Source organism: Paenibacillus sp. TAB_01 (genome assembly GCF_043945595.1).
In the GTDB taxonomy this organism is placed as follows: domain Bacteria; phylum Bacillota; class Bacilli; order Paenibacillales; family NBRC-103111; genus Paenibacillus_S.
In genome coordinates this window covers 5,430,588-5,452,113 of sequence record NZ_JBIFNP010000001.1, presented here as the reverse complement: position 1 = coordinate 5,452,113, position 21,526 = coordinate 5,430,588, and the positions used below count along the sequence as shown (strand labels likewise).

The following is a 21,526-nucleotide window of genomic DNA, read 5'->3' as shown; positions in this document are numbered from 1 at the left end:
GTCTATATGCAGATGGAGCAGATAGGTATGAGCATAGAGAGCGCCTAGGTGCATATGTAGTAAGGCAGATAGAATATAAAGGATGCCTAGGCGCGGATGCAGCATAGCAGGTATGAACATAAAGACACCCAGGCATGTCTGCGGCACATCACGATCATGTAAACAAAGAAAGTACATAGCGCTTCGAGCAGGAAAGGAGCGTCTGCAGCGGCTTGCGGCAGGCGCTTTCCATTTTAGCGTCTCAGAATGGTTCACTTTCATAAAATGTGAATATGACAATCGCAAGAAGTTTTCATTCCGAACGAACGGGAAGAAACGCTGCCGCTTACGGTTTCGGGTCATGGTCATGGAAGCAGCGTTGAATTGGAATATTTTATATGTGGCTCGTTGGAAATCTTCCATTTAGAAAAATAGAAAAAGAAGAAAGGAGGCATGAAAGTGCTAATACTCATTACTGGCGGCGCCAGAAGCGGCAAGAGCTCCTTTGCGGAGCGTTATGCCGCTCGGCTTGGGTCCCAAGGGGCATATATTGCGACGGCGCAAGCCTATGATGACGAGATGCGGGAGCGAATCGGCCTTCACCGCCGTCACCGTGAAGATAGATCTTTTCGCTGGAGTACGGTAGAGGAGCCCTTTGAGCTGGCGCAGGTTTTATCGCTTTGGGGTACAGGCCGTTCGCCGATGCGCCGGAATCCCGGGAAACGGCGGCTATAACGGCCGAACAGCCCTCCTCGGAGCCGAGCGGAAACTTTCAGACCGAGATGCAGGTATTGGAAAGCATCGGAGCTTCCATGACAGACAGCGATGCTGTCGTGCTGGTCGATTGTTTGACGCTATGGCTGACGAATTGGCTGCTGCGCTGGGAGCAGGAAGCGGATGTGGAAAAACGGCTGATGGACAAAATCGAAGAATTGACGGCCGCCTGCAGGCAGTATACGGATTCAGGGCGCCATTTACTGCTGGTCACCAACGAAGTGGGATACGGACTGGTGCCAGAGTATAAGCTCGGCCGCCAGTTCCGCGATGTCTCCGGATGGATGAACCAGCGGTTGGCCTGCGAGGCCGAGCAGGTTTTCCTGGTTACTTCCGGCATTCCGCTGGAGCTGAAAAGCCTTCAATTCCGGTGGAGCGGTCAAGGAGCCGGGCTCGGGGATTGACGCTTGAGATAGGTGGGATTTACGTTGCTGTTCTATTCATGGAATGAAATCGCATGGATGCTGCTAGCTGCTATTATAATAGATTTATGTATCGGAGACCCGCGTTGGCCGACGCATCCGGTCATTCGGATCGGGCAGTGGATCGGCTGGTTCGAATCTTTCCTGCGCGGCAAATCGGGTCAGCCGGGAACCCCGGCTGCAGATCGTATGCGGGGAATCGTTTTGACCACAGCGACACTGGCCTTATCGATGGGAATGATGTGGCTGCTGCTCTGGGTGGCACAGTGTATTCATCCCTGGCTCGGTTATGCGGTCAATACCTGGTTTATTTCCACAACGCTTGCTATTAAAGGGCTGAAGGATGCGGCGGTCCGAGTCGTGCGGCCGCTCGAGCAGGGCGATTTGGAACAGGCGCGTACTTACGTCGGCTACATCGTCGGCAGAACGACCTCCGGCCTGGACGAGTCCGAGATTACGCGGGCTACCGTGGAAACGGTGGCGGAGAATACGGTGGATGCCGTCATTTCTCCGCTGTTTTATGCGCTGCTGGGTGCGGCCCCGCTGGCGATGCTGTACCGGGCTGCGAATACGCTGGACTCGATGGTCGGCTACAAAAATGACAAGTACCTGTACTTCGGCTGGGCCTCGGCCCGCTGGGACGATGTGATGAACTGGGTGCCGGCCCGCCTGACGGGCCTGCTGCTGATCGGTGCAGCGGCTCTGCAGCCGGGCAGCTCTGCAAGCCGGACGCTGAGATCGGTGCTGCGCTTTGCAAGACTGCATCCGAGTCCGAACAGCGGCATTCCCGAAGCGGCGGTAGCGGGAGCGCTCGGAATCGAGCTGGGTGGCGTCAACGTGTATCATGGATGCACAAGCGAGCGGGCGCGGATGGGGTGGCCGCTGCGTGAACGCCGTCGGGAGGATATTCGGAGTACGGTTCGGCTGTTGTATACGGTTAGTTTTATCGTTGCAGGAGGATTGGCATGCGCAATTTGCTGGACTTTATGGTAAAAGGATTGGCGGCCTGCGCGGCGGCCTTCCAGTTTCTCACCCGGCTGCCGGTGCCGGTTACGCTGCAGTACGACCATGCGATGTTTCGCCGCAGTGTCGTGTTTTATCCGCTTGTGGGAGCGGTATTGGGTCTTCTGCTTAGCTTGGGCGGCTTGCTGCTGCAAAGCTTTCTGCCGCCTGCTGCTGCAGCAGCTCTGATGCTCCTGCTGTGGGTGGCCATGACCGGCGCCCTTCATTTGGACGGGCTGATGGATACCGCAGACGGCATACTCAGTCACCGTTCCCGAGAGCAAATGCTGGAGATTATGAAGGACAGCCGCGTCGGCGCGATGGGGGTTGTGGCCTGTGTGCTGCTGCTGCTCATCAAATGGACGCTGCTTCAGCAATGGCTCCCGCTTTCCGGGGAGAGCGTCTGGCTGCTGCCCTTGGCGACGCTGTGGAGCCGCTGGTTTATGGTCGTGGCCATTGCGCGATGGCCATATGCGAGACAGGGGGCTTCAGGGGAAGGCCAAGGCCTTGGGGCTTTTTTCCGCGGGCTGGGCTGGAGGCATTTATTTATCCATACGGTGCTGGGGCTGCTGCTGTCTGCGCTTTTGATTTCAGGCTCGGGCGTATCTCTGCTGTCTCTTCACGGGCTGGGGCTCATCGGAGCTTCGGCAGGAGGCGCTTTACTGGTTGGATGGTGCTTAAGCGCTTATTTTCACCGCAAGCTGGGCGGCTTGACCGGGGACACCTACGGTGCGTTGAATGAAATCGCCGAGACGGCGCTGCTGCTTATTATCTATACGGTATTATGACGACGGCTTGGGTTGGTTTACCGTTAGGTTAGGAAGCGCAAGACAGAGCAAGGCAAGGAGCACTGGGGCTAAACAGGAAGAGCAGCGCTCGCTGTATTCGGGCAAAGCGATGCGATACAGGAGAAACGGAACCGGAGCGTTGTGAAGCGTTCGCGGTTGTATACATAAGAAAGTTTCAGGTGGGGAGGAGAGATAACGGCATGCTTGAGAAATATGGACATGGCGGCGATTTGCGGACCGCAGCGGAAACATTCGGCCGAAGCGCCGATGCCTTTCTCGATTTTAGCTCGAACATGAACCCCTTCTGGCTCTTCCGGATGTCGTCGGTCATATTTTACGGGAGCAATGGAAGGCGCTGGCGGCGTATCCGGATCCGGCCGTGCGCGGACTAAGGGCCAAGCTGGCAGAGCATTACCGGATACCGATGGAATCGATTCTTGTCGGCAACGGGGCGGCGGAGCTTATCGATTTAGCCGTCAGGGTACTGAAGCCGGAGAAGACGGCGCTAGCCAGACCGTCATTTTCCGAGTATGAGGAAGCGGTAGAAAAAACCGGCGGACATGTTCATGAGCTGCCGCTGAAGGAAGAGAACGGGTTCCTGCTGGAGGCGAAGGAAGTAGAGCGGGCTGCTGCTGCCTCTGATCTCTTGTTTCTCGGCACGCCGAACAATCCGACAGGGCGTCTGATGCCTTCGGATGTCCGGGACCTTCTCGCGGCAGGTCTTGGCGCGAAGCCGGTCATACTGGACGAAGCGTTTATGGATTTTTGCCCGGATGAGGAGAACCGGTCGCTGATCCGCGAAGCGGCTGTGAAGCCGAACCTGATGGTGATCCGGTCGATGACGAAATTTTACGCGATTCCGGGACTTCGGCTCGGCTTTATCGCCGCACATCCCGACCGCATCCGGCAAATGCAGAGGCTGCAGGTACAGTGGAGCGTCAATACGCTGGCGCAGCAGGTCGGAGCGGCTGTTCTCGACGATGCGGCTTACGCGGCGCGCACACATGCCTGGCTGGCTGCGGAGCGGCCTTGGATGCTGGAGCGGCTGAGCGCGCTTGGGCTAGCCGTGACGCCGAGCGATACGAACTACGTGCTGTTCTCCCTCCGCGGTCTGGGGCTTCAGGTGAAGCCGCTGCAGGCGGAAATGGGACGCAGAGGCATACTGATCCGCGATGCGTCCCTGTTTCCCGGGCTGGACGACAGCTATGTCCGCGTAGCGATCCGGCTGCGGGAGCAGAACGAACGGCTGCTGGCTGCGCTGCAGGACTCGATTCGTCAACTGCTGGAGAACGGGACGCACCTGGGCCAGGAGACTGTTGCTACGGCAGGAATCAACGGGCCACGTTTGGGTCAAGAGCCTGCTCCTACGGCAGGAATCAATGGGGTGCACCTAAGCCAAGATCCTACTCCTATGGGAGGAATCAACAAGGTGCCTTTGGACCAGGATTCCGGCTTTATAGCAGAAATAAACGAAGAGAGCCGGCAGCCGACGGCACGATCTTCTGCAGTACAGCCGGAAGCCGATTCGGAGGGGGAGGCAGAGGAATCCCCGGCAGCGGTGCTTGCGGGGCGAAGAGAGGCGATGGATTCGCAGCATAAACAATCTGCACCTGCCGCCACCTTGATGGTTCAAGGAACGTCCTCGGATGCCGGCAAGAGCCTCATTACCGCGGCATTATGCCGTATTTTACTGCAGGACGGGTTACGGGTGGCGCCGTTCAAATCGCAAAACATGTCGCTCAACTCGTATGTCACGCCGGACGGGAAGGAAATCGGCAGGGCGCAGGGAATGCAGGCGGATGCCTGCCGCATTGCGGCGACGACGGATATGAACCCGATCCTGCTTAAGCCGAAGAAGGATATGGTCTCCCAGGTGGTGGTGCACGGCAAGCCGCTGCGCGATTATGACGCGCGGGCGTACAGGGAGAATTATTTGGGCGAAGCGGAGCTCATCGTCAAGGCATCGCTGCAAAGGCTGCGTGAAGCTTATGACGTGATCGTCATCGAGGGAGCCGGCAGTCCTGCCGAGGTCAACCTCAAAGAAAAAGATATCGTAAATATGCGGCTGGCCGGATGGGCGGAAGCCCCGGTCGTGCTGGTGGCCGATATCGACCGCGGTGGGGTTTTTGCATCCCTGGTCGGCACGATGGATATCTTCACGCCTGAAGAACGGGGCCGGGTGAAAGGCTTCATTATTAATAAGTTCCGCGGCGATGTGAGCCTGCTGAAGCCGGGGCTGGAATGGCTTGAACAGCGCACAGGCAAGCCGGTGCTTGGGGTTATTCCGTTTCTGCCGAATGTGGAGCTTGAGGATGAGGACTCCGCTTCGCTGAACCGGAAGCTGGCGACGGGAAGCGGCCGGCTGCGCGAGAGTGCGGCTGGCGGCTCGGGCGACAGTGACGGCGGCGGAGAAGCGCGCAGCGGCCGGACACTCGACATCGCGGTCGTCCGGCTGCCGCGGCTGTCCAATTTTACCGATATCGATCCGCTCGTCTATGAGCAGGATGTGCAGGTGCGTTTCGTCCAGTCGGCCGAGGAGCTGGGACGACCGGATGCCGTCATCCTGCCGGGAAGCAAGAATACGGTCGATGATCTGCTGTTTCTGCGGGAGACCGGGCTCGACCGGGCGCTGACCGGGTTTGCGCGGCAGGACGGCTGGCTGGTAGGAATCTGCGCGGGATACCAGATGATGGGCGAGCGCCTGCTGAACCTGAGCTGCTGGAGTCGGACCGTGCGGAAACGGAAGGATTAGGGCTGTTTCCGACGGAAACGGTGTTTGCGGCAGAGAAGCGGACCGTAAGGGCGGCGGGTATCAGCAGGCTGAATAGGGGCCGAGGCTCCTTACATGAGCCGTCTCAGGTGATTCAGGGCTATGAGATTCATATGGGCCGGACGCGGTTTCTGGCGGCGGTTGACCACCCGTTCTCCATTCGGGAGGAAGGCAGCGAGGAAACGCTGCATCCCGACGGCGTCGTATCGGCCAACGGAAGATGCTGGGGAACCTACATCCACGGCATTCTGCACAATGACGATTTGCGCAGAGACTGGCTGAACGCGATCCGCCTCGCCAAGGGATGGGAGCCGATCGAGCTCGAGGCCGGACTCCGGTTTCAGGCCAGAAGAGAAGAGGCGTTCGACCGGCTGGCCGAGCATGTGCGAAATCATTTGGATATGAAGCGTCTCTATGAGATGATAGACAATAAAGCATAGTGGCGGAAGCCATGGTTTAAGGGAGGCGATGGTTATGAGAATTTACACAAGAACCGGCGATGCCGGGCAAACGGGCGTGATCGGCGGACGGGTCGACAAGGACGACGTACGGGTCGAAGCTTACGGTACAGTCGACGAGTTGAACTGCTTTGTCGGCCAGGCGATGGGCTTTTTGGATGAAGCGAAGTTTGCCGATCTGCTCGCGGATCTGCTGGAAGTACAGCACGAGCTGTTCGACTGCGGCTCGGATCTGGCGCTGCTCAATAAAGAGCTGCGGCCGTACAAGGTTACTGCAGCGATGGTGAACCGTCTGGAAGCCTGGATCGACAAGTACGATGCCGAAACGCCGGATATTCAAAGATTCATTCTGCCGGGAGGCTCGCAAGGTTCTTCCGCGCTTCATGTATGCAGAACGGTCTGCCGCCGGGCGGAGCGGAGAGTGGTGACATTGGCCAGAACGCAGGAAATCAACGAAGAGGTGCGCCGTTATTTGAACCGTCTTTCCGATTTGTTCTTCACGATTGCAAGGCTGGCCAATGCCCGCTGCGATGTGAACGATGTCGAGTATACGCGCAGTGCGAAGGTGTTCCGCCGCAAATGACAGCCTACTACGAACCGATCATCTATGAAGTGCCTGCCGAAGAAGACGGCTTTATTCTAAAAACGATTTTGCAAAACCGGATGCACCTGTCGCGCAAGCTGCTGTCCCGCTTGAAGCTGACGGAGCAGGGAATTACCGTGAACGGGGAGCGTCAATATATCAGCGTCCGTGTGCATGCGGGGACCGCATCGAGGTGCGCATGCTCCAGGAGGAATCGGACGATATTTTGCCGCAGGAGCTGCCGCTTGCGATTCTTTACGAGGATGAGCACCTGCTGGTGGTGAACAAGGCCGCAGGTATGATCGTCCATCCGACTCACGGCCATTATGTGAATACGCTGGCTAACGGGGTCGTCCACTATTGGCAGCAGCAGGGCAAAAGCTACCGGTTCCGCCCCATCCACCGGCTGGATCAGGAGACGTCCGGCACGCTGGCGATCGCCAAAAATCCGTACGTGCACCAGCAGGTATCCGAGCAAATGCAGGCTCACCGGGTAAAAAAGGAATACGTCGCCCTGGTCCACGGCGTCATGCGGGATGAGGAAGGAACGGTTACCGGTCCGATCGACCGCGATCCCGAGGAGCCGCATATCCGGATTGTGACGGAGACGGGATATCCGGCCGTGACACACTACAAGGTGGAGCGGCGTTACCGCGACGCCACGCTGGTCCGGCTGTGGCTTGAAACGGGACGAACGCACCAGATCCGCGTTCATATGCTGCACCTTGGCCATCCTCTGGTTGGCGACAAGCTGTATAAGCTGAAGCCGGCCGCGGCAGATCCATTGGTGGAGCCGCTGCAGGAGCTGGAGTCTGCTGCGCACGCACACGATAGAGGCATTCAAGCCGTGCGTGAGCCCGTGGCAGCAGAGGACGGCAGCCCGTCCTACGGGATGGAGCGGCATGCGCTGCACGCCTGTACGCTCGGATTTACGCATCCGGGCACCAAGCAGTGGATCGAGTTCGAGGCGCCGCTGCCCGACGATATCCGGGCGAGCCTGGAGCTGCTGGAGACGATCGGCTAGAAGGAAAGATTCTGCGGAAACCGCGGAATCTTTTTTCACGTATCCGCGTAATACATTTTCGGGGTCCCCGCAAAGTACCTGAGTCCGCTTCGAAGCATGAGCCCCACTTTGTGGGGGGGGGGGGTCGTAGTATCGTTATAGCCGTAGTGTTTATTTCCGGTTTTATGCCGGCTGTCCGCCGCTCCTTGATTCAGGTCCCTGGCTTGACTTTCCTGGGGCTTTCGCCCAAAATTTAAAGTTAGAAATCGATAACGAAGGAGCAAGCGACAATGAGCATAACGGTCTACCAATATCCTCAATGCGGCACCTGCCGCAATGCATTGAAATCGTTAAAGGAAAAAGGCCGGGAGGTGGAGTCCGTCCATATTTTTGACAATCCGCCAAGCCGCGAGCAATTGAAGCAAATGATTGAGCAGAGCGGCCTGGACATCAAGAAGTGGTTTAATACCTCGGGGGAAGTGTACAAGGAGCAGAAGCTGAAAGATAAGCTGCCCGGCATGAGCGATGAGGAGAAAATCGATCTGCTGGCCTCGAACGGCCGCTTGATTAAGCGCCCCGTCGTGACGGACGGCAGCAAAGTAACGGTAGGCTATAAGGAAGAGATGTTCCAGGAGGCCTGGGGCAAATAGGCCGCCGGTTTGGTGAAGGTAACGCCAAGGCGGCGAGCCAAAGCGAAGGAGCGTGAGAGCCGTTGCAGCCAAAGAAACCAAAGCAAAACCCTTTATGGTATTTCGGCGCGTTAGCCGCGTTTTTGCTGGCAAAGGGCAAGTGGCTGTTGACTTTATTGAAATTCAGCAAGTTCGGCGGCTTGTTTTTATCCATGCTCATTTCGATCGGAGCTTATGCGATTATTTTTCCGTGGAGCTTCTCCATCGGGTTTGTGCTGCTGATTCTGATTCATGAGCTCGGCCATGTCATTGCAGCGAAGCAGAAAGGGATGCCCGTATCGGCACCGATGTTCATTCCTTTCGTGGGCGCGTTGATCAACATGAAACGCAATCCACGGGATGCGGTAACCGAGGCGTATATTGGCATCGGCGGACCGGTTCTGGGGACGGTAGGCGCGCTGGCTGCGTTCGGACTTGCTTATTATTTGAACAGTCCGCTGCTGTACAGCCTGGCGCTGACGGGATTTTTGCTGAACCTGTTCAACCTGCTGCCGATTCATCCGCTTGACGGAGGCCGGATCGTTACGGCCGTATCCCGCTGGCTCTGGCTGGTCGGGCTTATCGGGGGACTCGTGCTGATTATTTATTATTTCAGTCTGATTCTTCTGATCGTATGGGCGATGTTCGCTTACGACTTATATAAAAAGTTCGTCCGTCAGCGTAAGCACGGCGAGCAGCGGATGGTTGCCGCCAGCTTCCTGATTCCAGCGGAGCCGCTCATTCAGCAGGGCTACATTATTCCCGGCGAAGAGCATAAGCGGGAATTGTCTTATGTCACCTATTCCGATTTGGAGGGACAGCAGTTTGTCCGGGTTATCTGGGAAGGACTGGACTTTCAAGGCACCCTGCCGTTAATGCAGCAGGGCCTGATTCAGCGGGCGCATGTGACCCGGCTGGAGCGGATCATGAAGGACGACGAATTGCACCTGATGATCCACTGCCAGGTGGATTACGAGCCGTTTGAGAACGACAAGTATTACGACGTGCCCGCAGCGGCCCGCTGGAAGTTCGGCATAGCTTATTTTGGGCTGGCGGCTTTTCTGTTCGCGATGATGGCAGTCGTGCACAAAGTCGGAAACATTTAAATCGTGAATTGGAAGCACACCTATTTCGATAAAACCAAGTAAAGAAGGTTGCTTTGACTATGTCCAAACATCAATCCAGGCGGTTATCCCTGATGGGATCCGCTATTTTTTCTGAAATGGCCGGCTGGAAGGAGGAGGTTCGCCGCTCAGGCAAGGAGGTTATCGATCTGGGTATCGGCAGTCCGGACCGCCCGCCTTCCGCAAGGGTGATGCAGGCGATGGAGAGAGCGGTCCGTAAGCCGGAAGTATACGGCTATCCGACCTCGGAGGGAAGTCCCGCTTTTCGCGAGACGGTGGCCCGCTGGTATAAGCACCGCTTTGGGGTGGAGCTGAATCCGGAAAACGAGATCGTGACTTTAATGGGCTCTCAGGACGGGCTGTCGCATCTGGCTATGGCCATTACCGATCCGGGCGACATCGCCATGGTGCCGGACCCGGGCTATCCGATTTATGCCGCGAGCTTGGTGCTCGCCGGAGTCGAGCCGTATTTTCTGCCGTTGAAGGAGTCTAACGGGTTTTTACCGAAGCTTGAAGAGATCCCGGAGGAAATTGCCCGCAAAGCGAAGTTCATCCTGTTGAACTATCCGAGCAATCCGTTATCTGCGGTCGCGCCAAGGGTGTTTTTCGAGGAGCTTGTCGCATTCGCTAAGCAGTATGATCTGCTGGTCGTTCACGACCTGGCTTATTCGGAAATGGCGTTCGACGGCTTCCGTCCCATGAGTATTCTGGAAATCGAAGGCGCCAAGGAAGTGGCGGTTGAATTCCATTCTTTATCCAAAAGCTTTAATATGGCAGGCTGCCGGATCGCGTTCATGGTCGGACAGCCGGATGCCGTCCAATCGCTGCGGGTGCTCAAGTCGAATATTGATTACGGCGTCTTTACGGCGGTTCAAGAGGCGGGGATTGAAGCCATGGAAGAGGACATGGAGCGCGGCGAGTCGGTAGCCGGGCTGTATGAACGGCGCAGAGACATCGTTATCGAAGGCTTGGCCGCGGCAGGCTGGAGCATACCGAAACCGAAGGCGACCATGTTTATATGGGCCCGCATTCCGGAGGGCTGGACTTCTCGACAAATTTCCCGGGAAATCCTGTACCAGACCGGTGTGGTGGTCATTCCGGGCGATGCGTTCGGACAAGAGGGCGAAGGCTATGTTCGGATCGCTTTGGTGCAGGAGGAAGCGAAGCTGCGCGAAGCGGTGAGGCGTATTGCCGGATTTTTGCAGGCGCAGGGCGGAAAATAGCTTTTTGTAAGAAGATGTATCCTGCTCGAATACGTTTCGGTTCGGTTTGCTGCAAACGAACGATGGAGGCCGCAGGGATCCAGGCAGCTTGAAAGTTTTCTCATAAAAATGTTCATGTCGCCGTAGGAGGCAGGATTTCTTCAGTATAAGGGAGAGGCTCTGCCTTTTTTACTTGAAATGAAGGCTGATCTATGCCGTGTGGGATCGACCTGCAGAGATCCGAAGCACCGCATTCATACATGGGGTAACGCGCGATGGAAGCCTGGTTGTTTGTCTAAAAGCGCCTTGACCAAAGGTCGTACTGGACAGATGACGGAGCACTCTGCACTCTGAAATGATGTCATCATTTCACACTTCGGTTTGTCGCTAATTTGCAATTTCACCCATTAGGGAAACATGCTAATATGAACTCAAGTCATATAATTGTAGGAGGAATGAATTCATGTCCATCAAGCTCAAAGTTGCAATAATCGGCTGCGGAGGTATTGCTAACGGCAAGCATTTACCAGCCCTATCGAAACTGGATAATGTGGAACTTGTCGCATTTTGTGATATTGTAGTGGAGAAGGCGCAGACGGCTGCAGAGAAGTACGGTGTCGCAGGGGCGCACGTTTATGAGGATTATACCGAGCTGTTGAAGGACACCTCCATCGATGTGGTTCATGTGTGCACGCCTAACGATTCGCACGCCAATATCTCTATCGCCGCCCTGGAATCGGGCAAGCATGTTATGTGCGAGAAGCCTATGGCGAAGACGGCTGCAGATGCGCGCCGGATGGTCGAAGCGGCGAAGCGAACCGGCAAGAAGCTGACGATCGGCTACAACAACCGTTTCCGTCCGGACAGCTTGTATTTGAAGAAAGTGGTTGAAGAGGGCGATCTGGGCGAGGTTTATTATGCCAAAGCTCATGCGATCCGCCGCCGTGCGGTACCGACCTGGGGCGTATTCCTGGATGAAGAGAAGCAGGGGGAGGTTCGCTGATCGATATCGGTACGCACGCTTTGGACTTGACGCTGTGGATTATGAACAACTACGAGCCGAAGGCGGTTCTCGGAACGACGTTTCATAAGCTGTCGCAAAAAGAAAACGCTGCCAATGCTTGGGGCTCTTGGGATCCGAGCAAGTTCACGGTAGAGGATTCCGCGTTCGGGATGATCACCATGAAGAACGGCGCGACGATTGTACTTGAGTCCAGCTGGGCGCTGAATACGCTTGATGTGAAGGAAGCGAAATGTACGCTGAGCGGAACCGAAGGCGGCGCGGACATGGAGAACGGTCTTCGTTTGAACGGTGAGAAGCACAGCAAATTGTACACGAACCAGATTGCTCTGGACGCCAAAGGCGTAGATTTCTACGACGGGAAGCAGGAGAGCATGCAGGATACCGAGATCCGTCTCTGGATCGATGCCGTCTTGAATGACAAGCAGCCTATCGTTACACCGGAGCAGGCGTGCGTTGTATCGGAAATTTTGGAAGCCATCTACGAATCGGCCAAAACGGGAAAAGCCGTTTACTTCGATTAAGAAAGCGGAGGTAGCTCATTCATGATAAAAGTAGCCATGCTAAGCTTCTGGCATGTCCATGCCAAAGATTATGCCCGTCAAGCGACGGAGCATCCGGGAACGGAAATCGTTGCCGTCTGGGATGAAATACCGGAGAGAGGCCGCAAGGAAGCGGAGGAGCGGGGCGCCCGTTTTTATGAGGACTTGAACGAGCTGCTCGCGCTGCCGGAGATCGATGGCGTTATTGTGGATACGCCTACGAATATGCACCGTGACGTTATAGTAGCCGCAGCCAAGGCGGGCAAACATATTTTCACGGAAAAAGTAGTCGCAACGACGTTAAAGGAATGCAACGAAATATTGGCGGCGGTGAAAGAAGCCGGCGTGAAGCTGACAGTGTCGCTTCCGCGCTTGAATGCGGATTACACGCTCGCCGTGCAGGATATTGTGCAGCAGGGGCTGCTTGGAGAGCTTACGCTCGTCCGCACCCGTCTCTCCCATAACGGTGCTGTGCCTTCGGAGCGCGGGCCGGAAGGCTGGCTGCCGTCTCACTTTTATAACGCGGAGCAGTGCGGCGGAGGGGCGATGATTGACCTCGGCTGCCATCCGATGTACTTGGCCCGGTTATTCCTGGGTCTGCCGGAGAGTGTTACAGCGAATTACGGCTATGTCACTGGCAAAGAAGTGGAAGATAACGCCGTGTCTGTTCTGCGGTATGCGAACGGCGCTTTGGCTGTTGTGGAAGCCGGCTTCGTCAACCGTTTCTCTCCGTTCGTGATTGAGGTTCACGGGACGGAAGGCAGCCTGCTGTACTCGACGCACGACAATCAGCTGCTGGTGCGCAGCTCCAAGCTGGGCGAGGAATCGGCCAAGGCTTGGCAGGTTCGCTCCGAGCTGCCGTCCGAACGTCCTTCCGCCTTCGATCAATGGGTAAGCCATATCGAAGAAGGCACGTTTGCGGAAGAAAACATTGCGCTTGCGCTCGATTTAACCCGCTTGATGGAAGCTTCCAACGCTTCCGCCCGCTCAGGCGCGGCCTTTCAATTAAGCGATCTGAGGCCGTAAATGAAGCTGCAGCGGCATGCTGCAAGCTGAGCGCCGATGCGCCGATCAATTGAACACAAACGAATCAGCGAGAAGACCGGTTCCTCCCTTGTCCATTACAGGTTAAGGAGAGACGGGTCTTCTTCCCGCTAGGCCATGGAGGTAGGGTGGAATGGACAGTCTCAATTCATCTGCTCGTTTGAATCTAAAGCCGTATCCGTTCGAACTGATGATGGAGCAGCCGCAGGCATTGGATCGGCTGGATGTGGAGTTTCGCTGGGGGAACTATGGCATTCGCATGCTGCGCTTCCACCATACCAGCTTTGCTCCGGGAAGATCGGTGTCGTTTCACAAGCATTCGGAGTATGAATTTCACTTCATCCCGCGAGGCAAAGGCAAAGTGATCCTGGGCGAACAGCCTTATGCGCTGCAGGAGGGCATGCTTTATTTGACCGGACCCGGCGTGCTTCATTACCAGGAAGCGGATGCCGGCGAAGCGATGGATGAGCTGTGCCTGCATATTGATATCGTTAAGCTGGACGGGACAGGAGAACGGACGATGCACCTCGATGCTCCAGCGGACTGGGGAAGTCAATGGGAGGTCGCCGAAGCGGAGGCGTGCGTACAGCAGCTGCGGACGCTGCCGGTCAAGCCGGTCATGGACAAATACCGGGCGATGGAATGCTTCCTGACGGCTTACCGCGCCTGGGATGAGAACCAGCCGGGCCTGTTCACGGTGATCAAGCAGTCGATCATCCAGATTTTGCTGCGCACCACCCGGGCTTACGCTGCAGGGCCCAAGCCTGACCTGCCCTCGCGGGATATGAAGCAGTACAGATACAAGCTGGCCGTCCAGTTCATTAAAGACAACTTCATGGAGCCGCTGACATTGGAAGTGGTAGCCGAGCGGGTGCAGATCAGCCCCCGGCAGCTGCAGCGAATTTTCCGCGAGCTGACCGGCTCCACCTTCAGCGAATACATCGAGAAGGAGCGGCTTGTGCACGTATGCAGCGAGCTGAGCATGGGCAGCGAGACGATCGACCAGATCGCCTTTCGCAACGGCTTTTCCAGCGCGAACTATTTGCATTATGTGTTTAAGAAAAATTTCGGCACGACCCCGATGCAGTTCCGCGTCCAGCACCGCGCGCAGGGCTCCTGAGAGCAGCGCCTGTATAGGGCGCGGCACAGACATGAGCGCTGGCGGCGGAAACGCAGCAGCCCCTTTTTCGCAGACCTAAGTTTGGGAGAAAGGGGCTGTTTGCCGTCCGGCGGCCAAGTGCCCCGCGCCATGATAGAAGCGCCAGGCTGGAATCAGTAGACGTTGTTGCGGAAATGCTGGGGCGATACGCCCACATATTTCTTGAACAGGCGGGAGAAATAAAACACGTCTTTAAAGCCGAGCGAGAGGGCCGTATCTTTGACGGATTGATGCGTATTGAGCAGCATATTCTTGGCCTCGGATATTTTGAGCCGGTGCACATATTCATGAAGAGAATAGCCTGTCGATTTATGAACCATCCGGCGCAGCGTGGAGAGGGAAATGTGGTGCCGCTCGCAGACGCGCTCCGCCTCGAACGGCTGATGGATGGAGGCCAGCAGATCGTCCATTAATTTGACGGTCGGATCGGCGGCGTTCGTCCGCGAGCCCGGCTGACTGTTCAGCATCCATTCGTACAGCAGCGATTCCAGCAGCAGCGCGGCACGGTCCAGGTTGCCGGGAATGCCGCTTTCCATCAGCATGAAGATGCGCTCCATTTTGCTGTGGTAAGCGTCATCCGCTCCCGCCTGCCGTACCCGGTCCGGCTCGGTCAGCCAGGTCGAGAGCCACTCCTGAATGCGGGAGCCTTCGAGAGTGAAGTAGAATTCGTCCCATGTTTCGCCCGGCGCAGGACCGTAATCGAAGGATGCTCCAGGGAAAAAGAGGAAAAAGCAGCCTTTGCCGACATGCTGCGTTTCACCGTCATGGACACGGTACGTCCCAGAGCCTCCGGAAATATAAACGACAGCGTAATGATTGAAGCGGGCGTGGTCCCGGTATAGCGTCCGGTTAGGCAGATGGCCTACGGAAACGAGGGACAGCGATTTGACGTTCAGCTTGCTTTTATCGGTAGTGCGGTCGATGATCCGGATCGGTTCGGAACTGATCGTATAGTCCATGTAAGTGGTCATAATAGGCATTCTACCCCCTGAAGCCGTCATGTTATTCTGATTGTATAATGCGAGTCATGCTTTGGGCAATATCACTAAGAACTTGGGGAGGCTTTTGACTGTCGTGAGCGTACATAAGGTGAAAATTGGAGTTATTGGGGCAGGTTCGATTTCCGATATGCATTTGCAGGCTTATGAGAAACAAAAGGATGTAGAGCTGATTGCCATCTGCGACCTCAACGAGCAGCGGGCGAACGAGAAAGCCCGTCAGTATGGTATCGGTCAGGTTTATACCGATTATACGGAGCTGCTCGCCAATCCGGAGATCGAGGCGGTCAGCATCTGCACCTGGAACAATACGCATGCGGAAATCAGCATAGCTGCGCTGCGCGCCGGCAAGCATGTGCTGGTCGAGAAGCCGCTGTGCCGTACGGTAGAGGAGGCGCACCGGATTGAAGAGGCCGTGAAGGCGTCCGGCAAGCTGCTGCAGGTCGGGTTCGTGCGCCGTTACGATGCCAACGCGCAGCTGGTCAAGCGTTTCATCGATAAGGGCGAGCTAGGGGAAGTGTATTATGCCAAAGCCTCCTGCATCCGCAGGCTTGGCAATCCGGGCGGCTGGTTCGCGGATACGGAGCGCTCCGGGGGCGGACCGTTGATCGATATCGGCGTCCATGTGATAGACCTGTGCTGGTATATGATGGGCCGGCCGAAGCCGGTTTCGGTCAGCGGCAACGTGTACCACAAGCTGGGCAACCGCGCCAACGTGCAAAATTTATCTTTTTATAAAGCGGCCGATTACGATGCAGGGTTCAATACGGTCGAGGATATGGCCAATGCGCTGATCCGGTTCGAGAACGGAGCTTCCCTGCTGGTGGACGTCAGCTTCACGCTTCATGCGAAGAAGGATGAAATTACGGTGAAGCTGTATGGCGACAAAGGCGGCGCCGAGCTGGAGCCGGAGGTGGTGTTCGTTACGGAGGCGCACGATACGATTCTGAACGTCGCTCCGCAGACGGATTCCAAGTCGATTAACGTGCCGAACGCTTTCTGCAACGAAATTAACCATTTCGTTTCCTGCTGCCAGTCGGGAGATCAGCCGATAAGTCCGGTCGAGGATGGGCTGAACATGATGAAAATGCTGTGCGGCATCTATGAGTCGGCCGCTAAAGGACAAGAGATCCGGTTGTAGCGCGGGGTTGGAACGAAGACTACCGAAGAGGAAGAGGCCGCACTCCGCGATCAGAGGAAGGATACGTCCTCTGATCGCTGTGGTTTTCAACGGCTCATGAAGCCCGCAGCCGGGCCGCATGTTATTGAAGCGAATGTTAAGAATAAGCCGGATCGGAAAAGAGGGAGTACAAGATGAAACTGGGCATTAGCTCTTACAGTTTATACGGCGCGCTCATGTCGGGGGAAATGGACATCCTCGGCGTAATCGACTGGATCGCCGACCAGGGCGGCGAGCATGTGGAGATCGTCCCGCTCGGCTTCGAGCTGACAGGACATCCCGAGCTGACGGAGGCCGTCCGCGAGAAGGCGGCGGGCCGGGGCATTGCGATTTCGAACTACGCGATCGGCGCGAACTTCGTGACCGATTCGGAGGAAGCTTACCGGCAGGAGATCGACCGGGTGCTCCGGGAGGTCGATACCGCCGCACAGCTCGGCGTGAAACGGATGCGGCACGACGTCGCCAGAAGCGAGGACACGTCGATAAGCCACTACAGCAGGCAGCTGGACCGGTTAGCGGCGGCATGCCGTACGATTGCGGACTATGCGGCCAAGCATAATATCGTGACGAGCGTCGAGAATCACGGCTATTTTATTCAAGCCAGCGACCGGGTACAAATGCTTCTTCACGCGGTGGACCGTCCGAATTTCCGTACGACGCTGGATACCGGTAACTTCCTGTGTGTCGATGAAGACCCCGTCGCAGCGGTGACAAACAATTTGCCTTATGCCTCCATGGTTCATATCAAAGATTTTTACCGCAGACCGTCGTATCAGAACCCGGGCGCAGGCTGGTTCAAGACCGCCAACGGCAATTATTTGCGCGGGGCCATTGCCGGGCATGGCGATATCGATATAAGGGAAGTGCTTCGTTTTATTAAAGCTTCCGGCTATGACGGCTTCATTTCCCTCGAGTTCGAGGGCTTGGAGGAATGCCGGACCGGTACGAAGCTTGGCTTTGACAATGTAAAAAGGCTGTGGGAAGAAGTTTAAGAGGACAAGGAGGGAACGCAATGAAGTTAACGAATCCGATCGGAATTATGGTAGATAGTCTTCGCCTGAACCTTCGTGACGGGTTGAAGAAAGCGAAGGAGCTGGGGGCGGACGGCGTTCAAATCTACGCGGTTCAGGGAGAGATCGGACCCGGCGAATTTATCCCCGGCGGCCCGACGCGAATTGAAGGAATATATCGCATCGCTCGGGCTGCAAATTTCTGCGCTGTGCGGCGATTTGGGCGGGCACGGGTTCCAGGATAAGCTTGTCAATGCGGAGAAGATCGAGAAGTCCAAGCGGATTCTCGATCTGGCGGTCGAGCTGGGGCCCGGCGTCGTGACGACGCATATCGGACTGGTGCCGGATGAGACGAACGGCCCGGTGTACGAAACGATGCAGCAGGCGTGCGAGGAGCTAGGCGTATACGCGAAGAGCATGGGCGCGTACTTCGCTGTAGAGACGGGTCCGGAGACGGCCGCTCATCTGAAAGCGTTTCTCGATTCGCTCAGTACGGACGGCGTATCGGTCAACTTTGACCCGGCGAATATGGTCATGGTGACCGGCGACGATCCGGTCCAAGGCGTGTACACGCTTAAGGACTACATCGTTCATACGCATGTGAAGGATGGCGTGCGTCTGCGGGTAGTCGATCCGCGCGAGGTATACGGAGCGCTCGGTTACGAGCCGATGAGCCACGAACGGATCGCCGAAGCGGCAGCTACCGGCCCGAGCTACCGGGAGCTGGCGCTGGGCGAAGGGCATGTCGAGTTTGACCGTTATTTCCAGGCATTGGCCGATATCGGTTATAGCGGCTACCTCACCATCGAGCGGGAAGTCGGGGAGCAGCCGGAGGCGGACATTGCCAAGGCGATCCAATTTATCCGCCAATATAAATAAGCGGGCACTCTTGTGCACAAAAAACCGGCAGACTGTATCGATTCCGATGCGTCGGCCGGTTTTCTTCTATAGAGGGGCGCTAAACCCCTTCCTCCGCCATAGAGTAACCGGAAGTATGATGATATTGCTTCCGGAATTCCTGGGGCGTGGCGCCGACCATTTTTTTGAATATTTTGGAGAAGTGGGAGAAATGGGAATATCCTACACTCACCGCGCGGCTTGGTGAAGGGGGCAGAGGCCCCTGTCGAAATCAGCTTTGCGGACAGCGCCGCTCCGCTTCAGGTGAGACTGCATTACCGCCATGTCAACCAATCGGAGCTGTACCGCCAGGCGGACATGGTTCAGGCCGGCGGCACCTATACCGCCGTCATTCCGCAGGAGTACACCGCTTCTCCGTATTCGATCCAGTACTTTTTCGAAATCGGCTACGAGGGCGGGGCCGGTGGCTGGCTCCGGGATTTGCTGCGGATTTGTCCGGCCAGCCTTACTATGTCATCCATTCGTAAAATCAATTGTACAGATAGGGGAACAAGTTCTTAAGACGCGAGCAGGCGCCGGTATTCAACCGGCGCCTGGTTTTATTCCATTGGGTGGCCTCAGCTATCCTCAGGCGCCGAATGGTTCGATTTTAACCTTCAATTCCAGCTGTTCCAGCCATTCAGCTAATGTTTCCATCCGAATTCCGAGCTTTAGATCATCGAGCGGAAGCTCGTGCAGTTCTTCAATGTCACAGATGATTTGAGATAATTCCTTGCTTATGAGCGCAGTCTCCTTGCCCAGTGCAAGCTTCTTTTTATACCTGCTGAGACTAGGATCTAATTGTTCGATATTCTCATAAATCCGTTCCAGCGATCCATAATGTTGGATTAGCGGCAGAGCGGATTTTTCACCGATGCCCGGACATCCCGGGATATTATCGCTGTTATCGCCAAGCAATGCCTTCACATCCACCCATTGCTCAGGATGGATTCCATAATCCAATTGAAAGTTCTGTTTGGAGTAAATATATTCCCCTTGTTTGCTTGCAATAATTTGTGAAGTCGTGTCGCTCAATAATTGAAATAAATCGCGGTCGTTACTGTATATGTAACAAGCTCCGCTTGACCATTTTTTCGAAATGGCGCCCATCAAGTCATCTGCCTCATAAGGGGATAATGAAATCTGATGAATGCCAAAGGCCTCTGAAGCTTCTTTGCATGTCATATATTGATGGATTAATGGCTCAGGGAGTTCAAACCGTGTGGCTTTGTAAAAGTCGTATTTCTGTCTTCTGGTCGTTTCTTCCCTTTTAACGTCCCAGACTATGGACAAATGAGTTATTTGGTGCTGCTTTATGAGATTAAATATTTTTTGGTAAAATACTCTTAAGGCATTCACATAAATGCCTTTGCTGTTCTTCAACTGCTCATTCGTTCTGTTATATGAGGTTGCAAAATGGGCTCTGCTGAGTAAGTTAAATCCATCTATCAATAACAAATTTTTTGCTGTCATTAGTTCACCGTATCTTTCATTATTATTCATTATAAAGGTTGTCGGGCTTCGGTCTGCGGAGTCTGTAGAATGCTGCCTTGCGCCAAAGGTGCACTCTCTCTATTATCGGATGTCTTAATGAATAAGGGAAGATCAAATTATGCGGGATATGATACGGAGCGCCGAGGGGCAATTAAAAGGCTGGATGTGTTGGGATTTGGCGGACTCGCGAAAAAGTATCTGATATCGGCTGGTTCCGCCAAATCATTCTCCCCCTACGACTTCCTATGACGTCTATTGAGAGGCGGTCGCAGGGGGATTGTTATGAAAGCAGCAGGTCTTAAAACAAAGGCTTCAATAGCGAATAACCGACGATAATCAGGAGCAGAATGGTGATATGGTTGAGCGAGAAAATAAACATGGACTTCGCCCAGGCCCTCTCCTCCATACGGCGGTAGCCGATCAGGCTGAGCAGGATCCAGGCCAGACTAAGTACGGCTGCCGTGACTGCAATAAACGGACTGAAAGACCAGAACAGGCCGCTTGCCATAAACAGCGCGACGAGATAAATGTTCGTCTGTATATAAGTCCGCCGCATTCCTTTCACAACAGGCAGCATCGCAACCTTGGCCGCTTTATACTCATCGTAACGGCGGACGGCAATCCCGTAAAAGTGGGGCATCTGCCATAAAACCATCAAAATAAACAGTGCGGCGATGCCGGGCTGCGTCAAATCGTTTGTAATGACGGCCCATCCGATCAGCGGCGGTGTCGCTCCCGAAAGACTGCCGACCTCCGTATTGTAGACGGTCTTCCGCTTGGTTCACATCGTGTACGGCACGACGTACAGGAACAAGCCGAGAAAGCCGAACAATGCCGCCATCGGCGAAGCGGTATACAGCAGCACAAGTCCTGCAACCGACATGACACAGCCGATGAACAGCCCTTGGGCCGTATTAATATGGCCTGTAACCGTCGGACGGCTTCTCGTTCTTTCCATAATGATATCGATGTCCCGATCATACAGATTGTTAAACGCTCCTGCGGAGCCGATCACCAGCGTTGCCCCGATAAAGGCAAGCGCGATATCGCCAATTCTGCTGAAGAACGTCGTATCCGTGATGTATAACGCCATACAAAGCCCTGCAAACATGGCGATTAAGTTCGATTTAATAATACCGATCTTAATCGTATCCATCAGTATTTTAGAGAACGAAACGGGCTGAAGGTTGTAGCCCGCTTCCATTGGGTTTCCTTTTAATGTGCTCATGAAGCTTTACGCCTCCTTATAATCCTTATCCTCGCTTGTTATCCTATCACAAAGTACCCCTATTCGTGTCGTATTTTCGGAAACCATCATCAATCTGTCAAAATCCTTTGGCACTTTTATGTCTTTCGAACGAGTTTAGATGAGAAAATTTGAACCGATCTGTCACAAATAATGCGCAAA

17 protein-coding genes and 6 pseudogenes are annotated in these 21,526 nt (G+C 55.3%); 19 read left to right on the top strand and 4 right to left on the bottom strand.

Annotated features, from left to right (window positions below; all coding sequences use genetic code 11):
* Nucleotides 1-432 precede the first annotated feature (432 nt).
* The 15 genes and pseudogenes from ACHHV8_RS26580 (at nucleotide 433) to ACHHV8_RS26510 (ending at nucleotide 14,500) form a co-directional block, all read left to right on the top strand.
* On the top strand, nucleotides 433-714 hold the full coding sequence (locus ACHHV8_RS26580; RefSeq protein WP_395162380.1) for a bifunctional adenosylcobinamide kinase/adenosylcobinamide-phosphate guanylyltransferase: 282 nt from the start codon (nucleotides 433-435) through the stop codon (nucleotides 712-714).
* On the top strand, nucleotides 660-1,157 hold the full coding sequence (locus ACHHV8_RS26575) for a bifunctional adenosylcobinamide kinase/adenosylcobinamide-phosphate guanylyltransferase (protein WP_395162379.1): 498 nt from the start codon (nucleotides 660-662) through the stop codon (nucleotides 1,155-1,157). Before ACHHV8_RS26580 ends, ACHHV8_RS26575 begins: the two co-directional genes overlap by 55 nt.
* Before the next feature lie 24 nt (nucleotides 1,158-1,181).
* Entirely contained in the window at nucleotides 1,182-2,168 is a 987-nt protein-coding gene (gene cbiB, locus ACHHV8_RS26570; protein ID WP_395162378.1) for an adenosylcobinamide-phosphate synthase CbiB, read from the top strand.
* Nucleotides 2,141-2,965, top strand: a complete 825-nt coding sequence (gene cobS, locus ACHHV8_RS26565; protein ID WP_395162377.1) for an adenosylcobinamide-GDP ribazoletransferase — start codon at nucleotides 2,141-2,143, stop codon at nucleotides 2,963-2,965. The genes cbiB and cobS overlap by 28 nt, the downstream gene beginning before the upstream one ends.
* Nucleotides 2,966-3,165: 200 nt before the next feature.
* Nucleotides 3,166-3,357: a hypothetical protein gene (locus ACHHV8_RS26560; protein WP_395162376.1), complete on the top strand. Its 192-nt coding sequence runs from the start codon at nucleotides 3,166-3,168 to the stop codon at nucleotides 3,355-3,357.
* Nucleotides 3,345-4,166 (top strand): annotated as a pseudogene (locus ACHHV8_RS26555) (pyridoxal phosphate-dependent aminotransferase); the annotation flags it as partial. The gene ACHHV8_RS26560 and the pseudogene ACHHV8_RS26555, both read left to right, overlap by 13 nt.
* Nucleotides 4,167-4,547: 381 nt before the next feature.
* A pseudogene (locus ACHHV8_RS26550) lies at nucleotides 4,548-6,175 on the top strand (cobyric acid synthase).
* Nucleotides 6,176-6,209: 34 nt separating this feature from the next.
* Nucleotides 6,210-6,776, top strand: coding sequence for a cob(I)yrinic acid a,c-diamide adenosyltransferase (locus ACHHV8_RS26545; RefSeq protein WP_395162375.1), 567 nt, complete (start codon nucleotides 6,210-6,212; stop codon nucleotides 6,774-6,776).
* Nucleotides 6,773-7,800, top strand: a pseudogene (locus ACHHV8_RS26540) (RluA family pseudouridine synthase). Before ACHHV8_RS26545 ends, ACHHV8_RS26540 begins: the two are co-directional and overlap by 4 nt.
* A 269-nt stretch (nucleotides 7,801-8,069) precedes the next feature.
* A complete protein-coding gene (locus ACHHV8_RS26535; protein ID WP_395162374.1) occupies nucleotides 8,070-8,429 on the top strand; it encodes an arsenate reductase family protein in 360 nt (119 codons plus the stop codon).
* A 62-nt stretch (nucleotides 8,430-8,491) separates the two neighbouring features.
* A complete protein-coding gene (locus ACHHV8_RS26530; protein WP_395162373.1) occupies nucleotides 8,492-9,553 on the top strand; it encodes a site-2 protease family protein in 1,062 nt (353 codons plus the stop codon).
* Nucleotides 9,554-9,612: 59 nt separating this feature from the next.
* Nucleotides 9,613-10,794 carry an aminotransferase class I/II-fold pyridoxal phosphate-dependent enzyme gene (locus ACHHV8_RS26525; RefSeq protein WP_395162372.1) on the top strand — a complete coding sequence of 394 codons (1,182 nt, stop codon included), beginning with the start codon at nucleotides 9,613-9,615 and terminating at the stop codon, nucleotides 10,792-10,794.
* Between the two features lie 442 nt (nucleotides 10,795-11,236).
* A pseudogene (locus ACHHV8_RS26520) lies at nucleotides 11,237-12,318 on the top strand (Gfo/Idh/MocA family protein).
* A 21-nt stretch (nucleotides 12,319-12,339) separates the two neighbouring features.
* The gene (locus ACHHV8_RS26515; protein ID WP_395162371.1) at nucleotides 12,340-13,362 is read left to right on the top strand and encodes a Gfo/Idh/MocA family protein; all 1,023 of its coding nucleotides are present in this window, start codon (nucleotides 12,340-12,342) and stop codon (nucleotides 13,360-13,362) included.
* Between the two features lie 151 nt (nucleotides 13,363-13,513).
* Nucleotides 13,514-14,500: an AraC family transcriptional regulator gene (locus tag ACHHV8_RS26510; protein ID WP_395162370.1), complete on the top strand. Its 987-nt coding sequence runs from the start codon at nucleotides 13,514-13,516 to the stop codon at nucleotides 14,498-14,500.
* Nucleotides 14,501-14,652: 152 nt separating this feature from the next.
* Here ACHHV8_RS26510 and ACHHV8_RS26505 read toward each other — a convergent pair whose 3' ends face one another.
* The gene (locus tag ACHHV8_RS26505; RefSeq protein ID WP_395162369.1) at nucleotides 14,653-15,510 is read right to left on the bottom strand and encodes an AraC family transcriptional regulator; all 858 of its coding nucleotides are present in this window, start codon (nucleotides 15,508-15,510) and stop codon (nucleotides 14,653-14,655) included.
* Between the two features lie 157 nt (nucleotides 15,511-15,667).
* On the opposite strand from ACHHV8_RS26505, the gene ACHHV8_RS26500 reads away from it, so the two are divergent.
* The 3 genes and pseudogenes from ACHHV8_RS26500 (at nucleotide 15,668) to ACHHV8_RS26490 (ending at nucleotide 18,606) form a co-directional block, all read left to right on the top strand.
* Nucleotides 15,668-16,678 (top strand): Gfo/Idh/MocA family protein, encoded by a 1,011-nt coding sequence (locus ACHHV8_RS26500; RefSeq protein WP_395163637.1) that lies wholly within the window; start codon nucleotides 15,668-15,670, stop codon nucleotides 16,676-16,678.
* Between the two features lie 173 nt (nucleotides 16,679-16,851).
* The gene (locus tag ACHHV8_RS26495; RefSeq protein ID WP_395162368.1) at nucleotides 16,852-17,709 is read left to right on the top strand and encodes a sugar phosphate isomerase/epimerase family protein; all 858 of its coding nucleotides are present in this window, start codon (nucleotides 16,852-16,854) and stop codon (nucleotides 17,707-17,709) included.
* Nucleotides 17,710-17,729: 20 nt separating this feature from the next.
* A pseudogene (locus ACHHV8_RS26490) lies at nucleotides 17,730-18,606 on the top strand (sugar phosphate isomerase/epimerase family protein).
* A 79-nt stretch (nucleotides 18,607-18,685) separates the two neighbouring features.
* On the opposite strand, the gene ACHHV8_RS26485 reads toward ACHHV8_RS26490, so the two are convergent.
* Nucleotides 18,686-18,817: a helix-turn-helix domain-containing protein gene (locus tag ACHHV8_RS26485; RefSeq protein ID WP_395162367.1), complete on the bottom strand. Its 132-nt coding sequence runs from the start codon at nucleotides 18,815-18,817 to the stop codon at nucleotides 18,686-18,688.
* 11 nt (nucleotides 18,818-18,828) lie between these two features.
* Between ACHHV8_RS26485 and ACHHV8_RS26480 the strand changes: the two genes are divergently transcribed.
* Nucleotides 18,829-19,146, top strand: coding sequence for a hypothetical protein (locus ACHHV8_RS26480; RefSeq protein ID WP_395162366.1), 318 nt, complete (start codon nucleotides 18,829-18,831; stop codon nucleotides 19,144-19,146).
* Nucleotides 19,147-19,212: 66 nt separating this feature from the next.
* Here ACHHV8_RS26480 and ACHHV8_RS26475 read toward each other — a convergent pair whose 3' ends face one another.
* Both ACHHV8_RS26475 and cyoE read right to left on the bottom strand, forming a co-directional pair.
* Nucleotides 19,213-20,097 carry a 5'-3' exonuclease gene (locus ACHHV8_RS26475; protein WP_395162365.1) on the bottom strand — a complete coding sequence of 295 codons (885 nt, stop codon included), beginning with the start codon at nucleotides 20,095-20,097 and terminating at the stop codon, nucleotides 19,213-19,215.
* 319 nt (nucleotides 20,098-20,416) lie between these two features.
* Nucleotides 20,417-21,346, bottom strand: a pseudogene (gene cyoE / locus ACHHV8_RS26470) (heme o synthase).
* Nucleotides 21,347-21,526: the final 180 nt, after the last annotated feature.

Excerpts from the sequence above, each read along its gene's own strand:
- ACHHV8_RS26580 (WP_395162380.1), top strand. The coding sequence starts at position 433 with ATGAAAGTGCTAATACTCATTACTGGCGGCGCCAGAAGCGGCAAGAGC.
- cobS (WP_395162377.1), top strand. The coding sequence starts at position 2,141 with ATGCGCAATTTGCTGGACTTTATGGTAAAAGGATTGGCGGCCTGCGCG.
- ACHHV8_RS26560 (WP_395162376.1), top strand. The coding sequence starts at position 3,166 with ATGCTTGAGAAATATGGACATGGCGGCGATTTGCGGACCGCAGCGGAA.
- ACHHV8_RS26545 (WP_395162375.1), top strand. The coding sequence starts at position 6,210 with ATGAGAATTTACACAAGAACCGGCGATGCCGGGCAAACGGGCGTGATC.
- ACHHV8_RS26535 (WP_395162374.1), top strand. The coding sequence starts at position 8,070 with ATGAGCATAACGGTCTACCAATATCCTCAATGCGGCACCTGCCGCAAT.
- ACHHV8_RS26525 (WP_395162372.1), top strand. The coding sequence starts at position 9,613 with ATGTCCAAACATCAATCCAGGCGGTTATCCCTGATGGGATCCGCTATT.
- ACHHV8_RS26515 (WP_395162371.1), top strand. The coding sequence starts at position 12,340 with ATGATAAAAGTAGCCATGCTAAGCTTCTGGCATGTCCATGCCAAAGAT.
- ACHHV8_RS26510 (WP_395162370.1), top strand. The coding sequence starts at position 13,514 with ATGGACAGTCTCAATTCATCTGCTCGTTTGAATCTAAAGCCGTATCCG.
- ACHHV8_RS26505 (WP_395162369.1), bottom strand. The coding sequence starts at position 15,510 with ATGACCACTTACATGGACTATACGATCAGTTCCGAACCGATCCGGATC.
- ACHHV8_RS26500 (WP_395163637.1), top strand. The coding sequence starts at position 15,668 with ATGCATTTGCAGGCTTATGAGAAACAAAAGGATGTAGAGCTGATTGCC.
- ACHHV8_RS26495 (WP_395162368.1), top strand. The coding sequence starts at position 16,852 with ATGAAACTGGGCATTAGCTCTTACAGTTTATACGGCGCGCTCATGTCG.
- ACHHV8_RS26475 (WP_395162365.1), bottom strand. The coding sequence starts at position 20,097 with ATGACAGCAAAAAATTTGTTATTGATAGATGGATTTAACTTACTCAGC.